Origin of the sequence: Pseudomonas sp. JV245A (assembly GCF_032424515.1) — a bacterium.
Lineage (GTDB): Bacteria > Pseudomonadota > Gammaproteobacteria > Pseudomonadales > Pseudomonadaceae > Aquipseudomonas > Aquipseudomonas protegens.
On the sequence record NZ_VYKE01000136.1, the window covers coordinates 1 to 14253 of the forward strand.

Genomic DNA, 14253 nt, shown 5'->3' on the forward strand with positions numbered 1-14253 from the left:
TCGCTGATGCGCCTGGCGCCGGTGGTGCTGTTCCATTACCCCGACCTGGCCCAGGTCCGCGAGTTTGCCGGGGCCAGTTCGCGTACCACCCACGGCGCCGCCGAAGCCATCGAATGCTGCCAGCTGTTGGCCGGGCTGATCGCCAAGGCCCTGGACGGTGCCAGCAAGCAGCAACTGCAACGGCTCGACGCCCAGGGCTTTCGCGAGAGCAAGGTCGCGGCCCTGGCCCAGGGCAATTACCTGGATAAAACCCGCGACCAGATTCGCGGCAACGGCTATTGCGTCGACTCCCTGGAGGCCGCGCTCTGGTGCTTCCAGCACAGCGACAGCTATGCCGAAGCAGTGCTGGCCGCCGCCAACCTGGGGGACGACGCCGACACCACCGCCGCCATCGTCGGCCAGTTGGCCGGAGCCTTCTACGGGGCCCAGGGCATACCGCCGCACTGGCTGGCCAAGCTGCACATGGGCGAGGAGATCCAGGCCATGGCCGACGACCTGCTGGCCGCCGCCCGGCGTCGCGCGCCTGCCCGGCCGCTGCATGGCAGTTGCCTGTGCAAGGCGGTGCAATACCGGGTCGACCGCCTGGACATGCCCATCGGCCACTGCCATTGCCAGACCTGCCGCAAGGCCCACGCCGCGGCCTTTGCCTCGACCGCCGGAGTCATGCGCGAACACTTCCAGTGGACCCAGGGCCAGGAACGCCTGAGCACCTACGAATCGTCCCCGGGCAAGCTGCGGCACTTCTGCTCGGTCTGCGGTTCTCACCTGCTGGCGGAGCGCCCGGGGCAGCCCCACGTGATCCTGCGGGTGGCGACCCTGGACGATGATCCGGGGCAGACGCCACAGGTGCATATCTGGACCTCCCACGATGTGCCCTGGCTGGCCGACGAAGCGCTGCAACGCTGGCCCGAGTGGCAACCCAGCCGCGGCTAGACTGTTTCTTCCTCATTGACCGATTGCGAGACTTTCCATGCGTCCGATCCTGTTGCTGGCCCTTGCGCCGCTGCTGCTTGCTCCATTGGCCCAGGCCTATGAATGCAACAACACCACCCAGACCGATATGAGCCTGTGCGCCAACTTCCAGCACAAGGCCGCGGACAAGGAGCTGAACGCCCTTTACCAACAGATCAACCAGCGCCTGAAAGACCAGCCACACAGCAAAAAGCTGCTGGTCAGCGCCCAGCGCGCCTGGGTGGCGTTCCGCGATGCCGAGTGCAGTTTTTCCACCTCGGGCGTGGAAGGTGGCAGCCTGTATCCGGTGGCCTACAGCAACTGCATCACGGCCTTGACCAAGACCCGCGTGGAGAGTTTCAAACAGTACCTGCAGTGCAAGGAAGGCGACTTGAGCTGCCCGGTCCCCGCACGGTAGGAGCGGGCTTGCCCGCGAAGGCGTCGGTGAGGGCTCTGCACGGCTTGCCGGCCTGTTCGCCGGCAAGCCGGCTGCTACAGGAGCCGGTGGCTGGCGGCGGGGTCAGCGGACGAAGATCTGCGCCGTGGTGATGGCCATGTCGCCGCCCGGCAGGGTGATCTTGCCGATCTGCTTCATGCTCTGCACATCGAAGATCGCCACGTCGTTGAAGGTCCCCGCCAGGTAGATCTTGGTCCCGGCCCGGTTGAACGAGATGCAGTAGTAGGAGTGTTCCAGGGTCGCGGCCTGGAGCAGTTTCTTCTGCTTGATGTCGTACTTGGCCAGGCGGTTGAGCACGCCGAACATCAGGTTGGGGTCCGTGGGCGAGCGCATGCCGCTGAAGTAGATCTCGGTCAGCGGGCCGAAGTCGGTGGTCTCGGTCTTGCCGGTCGCAAGATCGACGCTGAACAGCCCGTACAGCGGCTCGGCGGTAGCCGGGTCCTGCTTCTTGTCCTTGAACTTCGCCGCGGTGTAGAGCAGCGAAAAGTCATGGCGGAAGGTCTGCTGGTTCCACACGTAGAGCACGTCCGGCGCGCTGTAGTTGGGGCGTTTCCAGTGGCGGCTGGGGATCAGTACCTCGAACTTGCCGGTCTTGACGTCGACCTTGTACAGGTCCGGCCCGGCCACATACAGGGTGCCGTCGTCGCCGCTCTGCATGATGGTCAGCTGGCGCGGCGCGGGGAAACTGCGCAGCGGCTTGGCGTCGAGCCCGGCATCGGTGGCGTAGACATCCAGCCGCGGCTCCTTGACCTCATAGCGGTCATTGAGCAACAGGGTCGGGTTGGCCACGGTGTACAGCTCCTTGCCGTCGTGGCTGACGGTGAAGGCGAACATCGAGCGCGCCTTCTCCCCCGGATGCTGGGTGATGCTGGCGTGGAACACCTGCTTGCAGCTGTCGAGCTCGACGCCGTAGACATCCGCATAGTGGTTGTTCAGCACGTAGGCGATCTTGCGGTCCGGCGACAGTTGCACGGTGCCGGGGCCGAAGGCGTCGGGCATCTTGCAGGTCTTGTACAGGCTGTCGGTGGCCAGATCGAGAACGTGCAGGTTGTTCGGGTAATTGGTGGTCACCATGTACTCGTGACCGCTGTTGAGGGCCAGGCCCTCGTCGGCCAGGGCGGTGAAAGAACAGGCGCTGAGAACCGCGCCGGCGGCCAGGCCGCACACTGTGATAGCTCGCATGCTGGAATCCTTGTGCTGTCCGGTTACTTGTCTTTGGGGAAGACGGTGCCGAGGTTGCGCCAGTTGTCGTTGGAGGCCTGGGCGTCCTTGTTCCAGTCGGGGTAGGTGCTCATCATGTCCGGCACCTGGGCCGGCCACCAGCAAGGGTCGGAGCAGCCGTAGAGGTCGGCCTCCATCGGCTGGCACAGCGACGAGACGCCGCCAAAGGCATCGATTTCCCAGCCCGGGTCGGTGGTCGAGGCGCAGCCGGCCACGGAGTTCATCGCCAGCACTTCTTCGATACGGTCCTGGGCCGCGGCCTCGGTCAGTTTCTGAGCTTTGTTGTTGATCGGCTTGAGATGTTTCATGTCAGTGAGCCTTGCGCGGAGTGATGTAGCTGCTGATGAACGCAGGGTTGTGCGCCATGATCCGGCTGTAGACTTCGATGCCGAAATCCACCCAGTCACGCATCAGTTCGCAATAGTGATACGTCGGGTGCGCCGGGTCGCCGTAGCGGGCATAGCTCTCGTGGTAGCAGCCGCCGGAACACAGGTTGCGGATGCGGCAGCTGTCGCAGCCGGTGTTGGTGCGGTCCAGGCGCTGGGACAGGAAGTCATTGAGCTCCATCTGCTTGACCCCACCGTCATGCACATTGCCGAAGGTCGGCAGGGATGAGCCGGTGAAGCGGTGGCACAGGTTCAGCTCGCCCTTGTGGTCCACCGCCAGCATCTTCAGCCCGGCGCCGCAGGGCAGCGCCTTCTTGTGGCCCTCGTGGATATCGGTGATCAGCTGGTGCAGGTTGGAGAAGCCGATATTGCGGTGCTCCAGTGCCGCCGCCAGGTAACGCCGGCCCAGGCGCTTCATGCTGGCGAAGACTTCGATCAACTCCTCGCTGCTGAGGTTGAAGCTGCTGATGTCCCCCGAGGTCACCGGGGCGAACCCCACTTCGGCGAACCCCAGCTCGTTGAACAGGTGATCCCAGATGGTCTCAAGGTCGGTGACCCCGGTGGTCAGGGTCACCCGCGCCCCCACCGGCCGGCTGTCGTAGCGTTCCAGAAGCATCTGCGCCTTGCGCCGCACCACGTCATAGGTGCCCTGCCCGCCCACGGTGATGCGGTTGCGATCGTGCACGGTCTTGGGCCCGTCGATGCTCACCGACAGCCCGAAACGGTGGGCATTGAGGTAGTCCACCACCTCTTCGGTGAGCAGGGTGGCGTTGGTGGTCATGACGAACTCGACGAACTTGCCGGCGGCGGCAAAGCGCTGTTCGCAGTAGTCCACCATGGCCTCGATCAGCGGCCGGTTGCTCAAGGGTTCGCCGCCGAAGAACACCACGGTGTAGCGCTCCTCGTCCGGGGACTCCTGGAGCAGCATTTCCACCGAGGCAATGGCCGTGTCCAGGCCCATCTTCTTGCCCGCCGAGGGCTTGTCCAGGTCTTCCTTGTAGCAGTAGGTGCAGCTCAGGTTGCAGCCGGTATTGACGTTGAGCACCACGGTATTGATCGCCGTGCGTTCGACCCGTTTGACGCCGATTTCCGGGGTCAGGGGCGAGCCGTCGCTGACCAGTTCCAGGGCCATCAGCTCGCGCAGGGTGTCGCTGACGTCGGCACCGTCATAGGCGCCGGCCAGACGCTGGATCAAGTCTTCCGGGGTACAGCCCGGGCCGCGCAGCGCATCGATGATGCTGCCGGTCAAGGCATCGCTGGCAAACAGCGAACTGCTGGGGATATGGAACAGCATGCGGTTGGCGTCCACCTGCACTTCATGCAGGTTGCGCTCCACCAGATTCAGAATTGCGCCCATTACAACCTCCTGTGCCTGCCCCGCGTTCGGGGCCTGCGGTCATTGCCTGAAAGTGTCTGTCGGTATCGCTCGACGCCCCTCAGGGAATGGGTGGATTGTTCCAGCGTTGCACGGTGACGATCAGCTGGCCTTCACCGGTCAGGGCCTTGCCCCCCTCCTCCACCGCAGCGATCACCTTGAGGTTGCCGGCGTTGTTGGTGGACATCTTGCGCAGCGGGTTGGGCCCGGCATCCCCTGGGGTGAACACGCCGCTGTCGGCCTGCATGCTGCCGGCGTACTTGACGTCTTCATCCTTGGCCGCCTGGGCGTCGAAGGCCTCGACCTTCCACTGCGCCGGCATCACGCCGATGCGGTAGGCCTTGCCGTCGGCCCCCTTGCCCCAGGCTTCGGCATCGAAGCGGCCCTGGACCTTGGGCGTCGAACCGCCGCCGTCACCGATCCGCGCCACGGCAAATGCCGGCACCACCTTGACCTCGGCGATGCGCTGGTACACCGCCAGCGTCGCGCCCTTGAGGCTGCCGACGCTGACTTCCCGCAGCCCCGGCTGGGCGCTGGCCGCCGCCTTGAGCCTGACGCGGATGCGTTCGGGGCTCTGCTCCAGCACCTGCACGACCTCCACCCCTTTGCCGAAGCTCGGAGTGCCCGCAAGGCCCGCGCCCACCAGGGTCACCTCGGCCTCCTCACCGGCCTTCAGGTAACCCGGCTGCACCGCCAGCAACCGCTGGCTGCCTTGCCGGGCGGCGATGAAGTCCAGGCCGCGCTCGTCGTGCTCGGCCTCGAACATCCGCCCTTGCAGTGCATTGCCCTGTGCCGCCAGCACCTGGCGCATGACCACGCCATCCACGGTGACATTGCCGCGCCATTCATAGCCGTTGTAGAGGATCGCGCTGCCCTCGCCATTGAACGGGCTGCCATCGGCGTACTGGCCCTTGACGCTGAGCTTGAACTGATCGCCTTCCCCGGCGCTGACGCTCATCACCCCGGCCAGTTCACCCTTGCCCGGCAGGTGGCCGCTGAAGCTCCAGTCCCCCGCCAGCGCCGCCGCTTGCGGGCGGGCCTGTTGCCAGGCTGTCCAGGCGGGATTGTCGAGGGGATAACGCTTGGCCAGCAGCGGCACCATTTCCTTGAGGGCGGTGGGCAGCCATTCCCGGTCCCGGGACAGCGCCTGGTACTCCAGGGATGGCCATTGCCCAAGGTGGAAATTCACCAGCCGCTCCCATTCCTGGGCCGGCCGGCGTTGCAGGGCGATCCGCGCGCCGGAGTGGCAGCGGGCGCACATCTGGGTGGTCTGTTCGTCGAAATGCTCGACAGTGTTCAGCCGTCGCTCCAGGGCGTAGCGCACGCCGTCGGTCTCGCTGGGCGCCAGGCCCTGGGTATCGGCCAGGTACTTGACCAGGGTGCGGCGGTCGTCATCGCTGATTTGCAGCCCGTGCATGGTCTGCATGCGGGCAATGCTCATCAGCCAGCCTTCCGGGGTCTTGCGCTGGTGGCTGATGCGGCTCAGGGCTTCCCCGGCCTCGGGGGTGTGGCAACCCTGGCAGGTTTCCTTGAGGATGCTCTGCGCATCCCGAGCGGCAAAACTCGAAGGGGCATGCAAGGCGGTACAGGTGGCAATGGCCAGCAGGCTGGCACTGAGCCTCAGGCGCAGTCTTCTCTTCATCAACGTCAAACCTCCCACGGTGCTTTCTTATTTTTAGCGAGTCGTTTTTATGGTTTCTGCCATGCCCGGCACGCCCGGTCATGGAGGCAAGAGAAACGTCTGCTGATATGCAATACACGGAGCGTGCCAGCTTATAAAAGAACCCGGAATCAACGACTTGGGCGAAGACGCCGGTCCCTGGCGGGCTTGCGGGTGTTACCCGACGTTCAATTTCGAGACAAACGTCTCAGTCTGAGACAGCGATTAGCCAGCGCCAGAACAGCTCTCAAGGCCGGCGACGAGGCTGTACCGCTGGTTTTCTTTGCAATTGGATCTTGCATTTATCCGGCGGCGCCGCAGAATCACCCCCGCTTTGCCTGCCCCGTCCCATGGGGTGTGCCGCACCTCCCCTCTTACAAGGAACCTGAAGTTCATGGATAGAAGCGCCTGTGCCCGTCTCGGCTCGCTGATCCTCTCGTTGTCTGCTCTGACCCTGGTCGGATGCAAGGAAGAAACCAGTCCCAAGACGGCAGCCGTCGCTGCGGCCCCCGCGCCGGCGGCCATGGTCATGCCGATCTGCGCCAATGGCGAATGCGCGGTTCTGGACCAGGACGGCAAGGTGCTGGTCAGCGCCGACAACGACTACGACGCCGTGGTCGCCCTGCCCCTGGACAAGACCTTCCTGTTCGCCAAGGACGGTACCTGGAACCTCAGCAGCGCCGATGGCAAGCAGACCCTCAAGGCCGCCTTCACCGATGACCTGCGGCTGCTGACCCCGGGCTACTTCGGCTTCGGCCAGGACGGCAAGCTGGGCATCATCGACCAGAGCGGCAAACAGATTCAGCCACCGCGCTTCGACGATCTGTACGTGGGCGGCAACGACGACTTCATCGTCTACGAGATCGGCGGCAAGCGCGGCATTCTCAGTGCCAAGGGCGAGGTGGTGACCGAAGCCCTGTATGACAGCAGCATGGTCCGCGATGACTTCGCCAAGCGCGGCTGGTGGATGATCGCCGAACGCGGCAACGACAAGTGGGCGCTGAACCTCAAGACCGGCGAGCAGAAGAAGATCGACTTCGACAGCATCGACTACTTTGCCAACCAGCATCTGGTGGTCAGCACCGAACAGGGCAAGGCCCTGGCCGATGCCCAGGCCCAGTTGATCAGCGCCGCCACCTACAACTGGATGGGCGAACCGGGTGACGGCCTGGTGGCCTTCCGGGAAAAATACGACAGCCCCTGCGGCTACATGGATTTCCAGGGCAAGACCGTGATCCAGGCCCAGTTCGGCACCTGCCAGGTATTCGGCAAGCAGGGCGCGCTGGTCACCGCCAAGAACGCCGACGGCAGCTCCGGCAAGGCCGGGCTGATCGACCGCCAGGGCCAATGGAAGGTGCAGCCGGTCTACGACTCGGCGGACCCGGCCGGCTTCAGCCCCCTGGGAATGTTCCGGCAGGTACCGGGGCTGAACCAGGTCGCGGTGCTGCAGAACGTGTTCAGCGCCACCTTCGGTATCTTCGATGTGGACAAGGGCGTCGAGCTGTTCAAGCCCACCTACGCCCAGATCGGCGCGATCAATGCCGACCTGTTCGTCTTCAGCACCGCCAACAGCCCGACCAAGCAGGCCACCCTGTTCGGCCAGGCCACCCAGGTGCGTACCGTGGGCCTGATGGACGCCAGCGGCAAGGTGCTGCTGGAGCCGGGCCAGTACGTCGACATCCGCCTGGACAACAGCGGCCACTACCTGCTGGCCACCGACGACACCTCGGCCCTGGCCACCTCGGCGCTGTACGACCTCAAGGGCAAGCGGCTGATCCCCGGCAAGTGGCAGGAACTGGTGGTGGACGAAACCCGCGGCGCCATCTTCGGCTATGCCGTGGAAGGCATGGGCGACGACCAGTCCCGCAGCCTCAAGGCCCTGTATCGCCTGGACGGCACTCCGAGCTTCCAGGTCAGCCAGGTCGATTGCGGCGCCGAACAGGTGCACGACGGCCATGACCAGGTGCTGTGGCCGGCCAACCCCCAGGACTACTGCCCGCAGCCTGACGAAGTGGAAGACCAGGGCGAAGGCGACAACGCACAGGGCTGAGGCCCCGAGCGAACCGGTCACGGTTGGGATCAAGCCTGCTAGGATGCGGGCTTGATCGATTCAGCCAACCGGCCCGGATGGGGCCCGACAGGAACTGTCCCATGCTCAATGCTCTGCTCTTCGACCTTGATGGCACCCTGACCGACACCGACGCCCTGCACCTGCTGGCCCTGCAGCAACTGCTGCTGGAAGAGGATGGCCGGACCTTCACCCAGGAAGAATTCGAAGCCCATGTCAGCGGCCAGGCCAATGCCAACATGTGCCGCTACCTGTTCCCCGAGCGCAGCGTGGCGGAACATGAAGCCTTTGCCGAGCGCAAGGAAGTGCGCTTTCGCCAACTCTCCCCGCAACTGATGCCCATGCCCGGCCTGCTGCGCCTGCTGGATTTTGCCCAGGAGCACGGCATCGGCGTGTGCGTGGTCACCAACGCGCCCCGGGCCAATGCCGAGCACATGCTCGAGGTGCTGGGCCTGCGACAGCGCTTCCAGACGGTGCTGGTGGCCGAGGAGTTGCCTCGGGCCAAGCCCGATCCCCTGCCCTACTTGAGCGGCCTGGAATGCCTGCAGGCCACCGCCGACCAGGCCCTGGCCTTCGAAGACTCGGTACCCGGGCTGACAGCCGCGGTAAAAGCCGGGATCTGCACGTTCGGCCTGGCCACCAGCCAGCGCCCGCAAACCCTGCTGGATGCCGGCGCCCACCGCGTGATCAACGACTTCGACGACCCGCAACTGTGGGCCGAGATCCGGCGCCGGCTCGATCTGCCCTGAAGGGAATGGGATGAGGATATTGGCCAGGCCAAGCGGGAAGGAAACAGCCAGGGAGAAAGAAACGGCAGGAGGGAAAAAGGTGCTCGCCCATCACTTCGGCAGTGGCATCCAGACCGAAGTACCCCCTTTGGCTGGGCGAGCAGGAGGGAATATACGCGGGCTCCAGGGGCAGTAATATCGGACATATCCGAAAACACCCTACGACTTGGGCAAAGATGCTGGAGGTTTATCCCTGCACGACTTTTTTTTCACGGTGCTTTCACCTCGCCGCCCCTATATTGCCAATCACTCCTTAACGAATCCCATTTGGCCCGCGCTACAGCGGGCTTTTTTTTGCCCGGGCTCCAGCGGCCGGCCCCTGGGGCGCCGACTGCTGGTGCGGGTCACTCAGGGAGCCGCCCGCTCCGCAAGCGATGCCTGGGTGGGGACGAATGCCGGCGCCTGCTCGGGATAAAACCGCGCCGCGGCATTGATCACGGCCTGCACCGAGGCGGTGACGATATTGGCGTGACAGCCGGCGCCAAAACGTGACCCGGCAACGCCCGGCCACACCGCTTCGACAATTGCCAGCGCCTGCGCATCGGCCCCCGCCCCCAGGTTGCGCTCTTCAAAACTGTCGATGCGCAGCGGCAAGCCCAGGGCGGCCAGGGCCGCCGCGACAGGTCCGTTGCCCAGGCCATGCAAGCACGCCTCCTGGTTCCCGGGGGTGGCGACCCGCAGCTCGATCCCCTGCCCCTCGGGGGCATCGAACAACCGATGAGCGAGATACCGCAGGCCGGCCGTGCCCTCTGCACACGCCAGATAGGTGCGCTGGAACACCTCCCATAAAGCGTCGCTGCTCAACTCGGCGTCACTGGCATCAGCCAGCTTCTGCACAATGGCGCTGAACTCGATCTGCATGCGCCGGGGCATGACGATGCCGTGGTCACGCTGCAGCAGGAAAGCGATCCCGCCTTTGCCGGACTGGCTGTTGACCCGCACGATGCTGTCGTAGGTCCGCCCCAGGTCCTGCGGATCGATGGGCAGGTAGGGCACCTCCCAGAAACCGTCGGCCGCCTGGGCGGCAAAGCCCTTGGCGATGGCGTCCTGGTGCGAGCCGGAAAAGGCGGTGAACACCAGGTCGCCGACATAGGGATGGCGCGGATGGATCGGTAGCGCCGTGCATTCCTCGGCAACCCGGGCCACTGCCGCGATATCGGAGAAATCCAGCCCGGGGCTGATGCCCTGGGTATAGAGATTCAGGGCCAGGGTCACCAGATCCAGGTTGCCACTGCGCTCGCCATTGCCGAACAGGCAGCCCTCCACCCGCTGGGCGCCCGCCAGCAACGCCTGTTCGGCACAGGCCACGCCGGTGCCCCGGTCGTTGTGCGGGTGCACTGACAGCGTGACCTGGTCGCGGCGCTCCAGGCGCTTGTGCATCCATTCGATCTGGTCGGCAAAGACGTTGGCGGTGGCCACCTCGACGGTGGTCGGCAGGTTGATGATGATCGGGCGCCCCGGGCCGGCGTCCCAGGTACGGATCGCGGTGTTGCACATGCGCAGGGACACCTCGAGCTCCGCCATGCAGAAGGTTTCGGGGGAGTACTGCAACACCCATTCGGTTTCCGGGTGCTGCTCGGTCAACTCGCGCAACAGCCTGACATGGCGCTCCACCAGGGACTCGACCTCGTCCACCGAAAGCCCGAACACCACGCGCCGCCAGACCGGGGCGATGGCGTTGTACAGGTGGACGATGACCCGGCGCGCACCCTGCACACTGCGTACGGTTTCGCGGATCAGGTCCTCGCGCAGTTGGGTCATCACCATGGGGGTGACGTCGGCGGGAATCCGCTGCTGTTCCACAAGCTCGCGGACCACCTCGAAATCGGTGCGCGAGGCGGCGGGGAATCCCACTTCGATTTCCTTGAAGCCCAGGCGCACCAGTTCCTCGAACAGGCGCAGCTTGCGCTCGCGGTTCATCGGCTCGAACAGCGCCTGGTTGCCATCGCGCAGGTCGGTGGACAGCCAGATCGGAGCCTGGGTGATGGTACGTGACGGCCACTGGCGCGAGTCCAGGTCCACGGGGGTAAAGGGGCGGTATTTGGTATGGGGATGGGCGAGCATACTGACCTCGAAAGCACAATGGAGAACGCGATGGATCTCCCCTGCTTTCATCATGGAAAGCGCTTCGAGGCCGGAGTCTGGGGGAGATCAGCCTGGGTGCCAGGTTCCTGGCAGCACCGGCAGACCCCGGCCGTAAGGCAGGGGTAGCGCTAGTAGCAGGGTCAGGAACAGGGGGTTCATGGGCGGTTGCAACCGTCGGCGGGCAAGGAGTGATCTGTAGTCTAGGTAGTGATCTTCTGAATGTAATGCGCTAAACGCCCTTTGATTATCGCAAAATGGACATTTTCACCTATGATAAGCGCCCCATGATCCCTTCCGGGGCGGAGGCGCTGCGCTGCATGTCCGATCTGCTTGTTGTCTCGTCCATCGACTGCCTGTCCATGCCGGTTACCAGCATCGCCGTGGATTACCCCAACGGCCATGAAATACCTGCCCACAGCCATCCACGCTCGCAGCTGGCCTATGCCATCGAGGGCGTGCTGGTGATCGACACCGAGTCCGGCCGCTGGGTGGTGCCGCCCAGCCGCGGGGTGTGGTTGCAGGCCGGCGTCGAGCACCGGGTACGCATGCGCGGCGCGGTGCGCATGCGCAGCCTGTTCATCAATGTCGATGCCATTGCCGGCCTGCCCGAGCATGACTGCGTGATCGAGGTCTCGCCGTTGCTGCGCGAGCTGATCCTGGCCGCCGCCCAGGTCGGCACGCAGTATTCGCCGGACAGCCGCGACGGCCGCCTGATGCGCCTGATCCTCGATGAGATGCGCTCGCTGCCGGTGCTGCCGTTCAGCCTGCCCTGGCCCCATGAGCCGCGCATGCTGCGGGTGTGCCAGGCGCTGGCGGACGATCCTTCGGACAACCGCACCGCCGAACAATGGGGCGACTGCCTGGCCATGAGCGCCAAGACCTTCCATCGCCAGTTCCAGCGCCACACCGGCATCACCTTTGGCCGTTGGCGCCAGCAGGCGCGGTTGCTGATGTCCCTGGAGTGCCTGGCCGAAGGCATGCCGGTGGTGCAAGTGGCGCTGCAGCACGGCTACGACAGCCAGAGCGCCTTCGCCGCCGCCTTCAAGCGCCAGTTCGGCACGCCGCCTTCGGAGTTCTACCGCTGAGGGCTCAGGCCCGGCGCAGCAGCACACCGGCCACCACGCACAACAGCATGGCCAGCCCCGCCAGCAAGAAGGCATCGCTGTAGGCCAGCAGCAGGGCGTCGCGGTGCAGCACCTTGTCCACCATGCCCAGGGCTTGCTGGCGCAGGGGCGCCAGCGCCGCCGAATGCAGGGCCGTTGCGTACTCCACCGGTGCCTGGGCCAGCAGGCGCACCAGTTCCACCAGGCGCTCCTGGGTGGCCTGGGCGAACAGGCTGACGGATTCGCCAATGCGCTGGGCGTGGAGTTTCTCGCGCTCCACCACGATCTGGCTGGACAGCGCGATACCGATGGCCCCGCCGACGTTACGCACCATGGAGAACAGTCCGGAGGCCGAGCCCACCTGGTCCTTTTCCAGCCCCTGGATCGCCATCACCCCCAGCGCCACCACCACCAGCGACTGGCCGATACCACGCACCACCAGCGAGGGCACGATGACGTTCACCGAGGCATCGGGGTTGAGGTGGATGTTCATCAGGCAGCCGATGCCAGTGATGGCGAACCCGGCAATGATGATGGTGCGGGCGCTGGTCCAGCGCATCAGCCGCGGGGTGGCGAACGACATGACGAACTGGATCAGGCCGTAGGGAATCATCATCAGGCCGATCTGCCGGGCGTTGTAGCCGTGGATCTGGGCAAAGTAGTTGGGCACCAGGAACACCACGCCGAACACCACCGCACCGAAGGTGAATTGCATCAGGCTGGCAATGCCGAAGTTGTAGCGCCCCAAGAGGCGCAGGTTGATCAACGGCTGCTCGCGACGCAGTTCGATGGCCACGAAGGCCAGCAGGCCGACCGTGGCCAGGATCGCGCAATGGCTGATGAAGCTTGAGGCGAACCAGTCGTAACGGCCACCCTCCTCCAGCATGATCTGCAACGCCGAGAGGCCCACGGCCATGCTGGCGATGCCGCCCCAGTCACCCTGGCGCAGTTTTGCCAGGACCATGGGCTGGGGCCGCACCGACCAGCCGATGGCCGCCAGCAGCAACAGCCCCGGCGGCACTTGCAGGTAGAAGATCCAGCGCCACGAATAGGCATCGGTGAGCCAGCCGCCCAGGGACGGTCCCGCGGCCTGGGCGACATTGTTGGCCACGGCGAACAGGGCCATGCCCATGGGATGCCGGGCCGCCGGCAGCTCGGTGACAATCAGCTGGAACGACAGGGGAATCAGCACCCCGCCAAAGGCCCCTTGCAGCACCCGGGCGAAGATCAGGCTGTGGATGTTCGGCGCCAGGGAACAGGCGATCGAAAACAGCACGAAACCGGCGGTGCCGACCATCAGCACCCTGCGCATGGAAAACACCGAAACCAGCCAGCCAGTCATGGGAATGATGATGATCTCCGCCACCAGGTAGGCGGTGGTGATCCACGACCCCTCCTCGAAAGTCGCCCCCAGGGAGCCACGCACGTCCGGCAGGGAAGCGTTGGTCACGTGCACGTTCATCCCGGCCATGAAGCAGCCCACCACGCTGCCCAGCACCGCCACCCAGGTGCGCAGGGAGATTGCCTGTGCGGCGGCCTCGCCGGTGCCTTCCGATACGGCCTGGGCACTAGTCATGACGGGTGTCCACGGTCACCACCACCGACATCCCGGGGCGCAGCTGCGCCTGTCGCGGCTGCCCCGGATCGAGGCGGATGCGCACCGGCATGCGCTGCACGATCTTGGTGAAGTTGCCGGTGGCGTTGTCCGCCGGCAGCAGGGCGAATTCGGCGCCGGAAGCCGGGGCGAAACTCTCCACCCGTCCCTCCAGTACATGGCCGCCCAAGGCGTCGACCTCGACCCGCGCCGCTTGCCCGGGGCGCATGCCGTCGACCTGGGTTTCCTTGTAGTTGGCCACCACATAGGCGTCCTCAGGCACCACCGCCAACAGCGGCGCACCGACTTCGACGTACTGCCCCAGGCGCAGGCGCCGCTGGCCGGCGATACCGTCCACCGGGCTGCGGATCAAGGTGCGAGCCAGATCGATGCGGGCCAGTTGCCGCTGGGCCGTGACCCGGGCCACGCCCGCTTCGAGCTTGTCCAGTTGCGCCCGAGCGCTTTGCTGTTCGGTATCGAGCACCTGTACCTGCTGGCGCCGCGCGGCCAGGCTGGCGCGGGCCGCGCCCAGGGCGGCATCGGCCTGACGGGCCAGGGCGGCGGC

General features: G+C 65.3%; 12 protein-coding genes and 1 pseudogene. 6 read left to right on the top strand and 7 right to left on the bottom strand.

What is annotated here, in order from left to right; translation table 11 throughout:
• The 3 genes and pseudogenes from F6S12_RS25270 to F6S12_RS25280 form a co-directional block, all read left to right on the top strand.
• Positions 1-510: pseudogene (locus F6S12_RS25270) on the top strand (ADP-ribosylglycohydrolase family protein); the annotation flags it as partial.
• Complete coding sequence (locus F6S12_RS25275) at positions 484-933, top strand: GFA family protein (RefSeq protein ID WP_225368814.1); 450 nt, start codon at positions 484-486, stop codon at positions 931-933. The pseudogene F6S12_RS25270 and the gene F6S12_RS25275, both read left to right, overlap by 27 nt.
• Positions 934-970: 37 nt before the next feature.
• Positions 971-1369: a lysozyme inhibitor LprI family protein gene (locus tag F6S12_RS25280; RefSeq protein ID WP_015636438.1), complete on the top strand. Its 399-nt coding sequence runs from the start codon at positions 971-973 to the stop codon at positions 1367-1369.
• A 102-nt stretch (positions 1370-1471) separates the two neighbouring features.
• Here F6S12_RS25280 and peaD read toward each other — a convergent pair whose 3' ends face one another.
• The 4 genes from peaD to peaA all read right to left on the bottom strand — a co-directional run bounded on the left by peaD (position 1472) and on the right by peaA (position 6032).
• Positions 1472-2590: a quinohemoprotein amine dehydrogenase subunit beta gene (gene peaD, locus F6S12_RS25285; protein ID WP_011062398.1), complete on the bottom strand. Its 1119-nt coding sequence runs from the start codon at positions 2588-2590 to the stop codon at positions 1472-1474.
• A 23-nt stretch (positions 2591-2613) separates the two neighbouring features.
• Complete coding sequence (qhpC, locus tag F6S12_RS25290; RefSeq protein WP_011062399.1) at positions 2614-2937, bottom strand: quinohemoprotein amine dehydrogenase subunit gamma; 324 nt, start codon at positions 2935-2937, stop codon at positions 2614-2616.
• Between the two features lies 1 nt (position 2938).
• Positions 2939-4372, bottom strand: coding sequence for a quinohemoprotein amine dehydrogenase maturation protein (gene peaB / locus F6S12_RS25295; protein WP_015636440.1), 1434 nt, complete (start codon positions 4370-4372; stop codon positions 2939-2941).
• Positions 4373-4451: 79 nt separating this feature from the next.
• Entirely contained in the window at positions 4452-6032 is a 1581-nt protein-coding gene (gene peaA, locus F6S12_RS25300; protein WP_011062401.1) for a quinohemoprotein amine dehydrogenase subunit alpha, read from the bottom strand.
• Between the two features lie 412 nt (positions 6033-6444).
• Between peaA and F6S12_RS25305 the strand changes: the two genes are divergently transcribed.
• Together F6S12_RS25305 and F6S12_RS25310 are read left to right on the top strand one after the other, a co-directional pair.
• On the top strand, positions 6445-8100 hold the full coding sequence (locus F6S12_RS25305) for a WG repeat-containing protein (protein WP_015636442.1): 1656 nt from the start codon (positions 6445-6447) through the stop codon (positions 8098-8100).
• 101 nt (positions 8101-8201) lie between these two features.
• Entirely contained in the window at positions 8202-8867 is a 666-nt protein-coding gene (locus tag F6S12_RS25310) for an HAD family hydrolase (protein WP_015636443.1), read from the top strand.
• A 387-nt stretch (positions 8868-9254) separates the two neighbouring features.
• On the opposite strand, the gene F6S12_RS25315 is transcribed toward F6S12_RS25310, so the two are convergent.
• Positions 9255-10970: a 2-isopropylmalate synthase gene (locus tag F6S12_RS25315; RefSeq protein WP_315869439.1), complete on the bottom strand. Its 1716-nt coding sequence runs from the start codon at positions 10968-10970 to the stop codon at positions 9255-9257.
• Positions 10971-11245: 275 nt separating this feature from the next.
• Between F6S12_RS25315 and F6S12_RS25320 the strand changes: the two genes are divergently transcribed.
• Positions 11246-12076: an AraC family transcriptional regulator gene (locus F6S12_RS25320; protein WP_015636445.1), complete on the top strand. Its 831-nt coding sequence runs from the start codon at positions 11246-11248 to the stop codon at positions 12074-12076.
• A 4-nt stretch (positions 12077-12080) separates the two neighbouring features.
• Here F6S12_RS25320 and F6S12_RS25325 read toward each other — a convergent pair whose 3' ends face one another.
• Together F6S12_RS25325 and F6S12_RS25330 are read right to left on the bottom strand one after the other, a co-directional pair.
• Positions 12081-13670, bottom strand: a complete 1590-nt coding sequence (locus tag F6S12_RS25325) for a DHA2 family efflux MFS transporter permease subunit (RefSeq protein ID WP_011062406.1) — start codon at positions 13668-13670, stop codon at positions 12081-12083.
• On the bottom strand, positions 13663-14253 hold a 591-nt coding region (locus tag F6S12_RS25330; protein ID WP_315869440.1), incomplete at its 5' end, for an HlyD family secretion protein. The genes F6S12_RS25330 and F6S12_RS25325, both read right to left, overlap by 8 nt.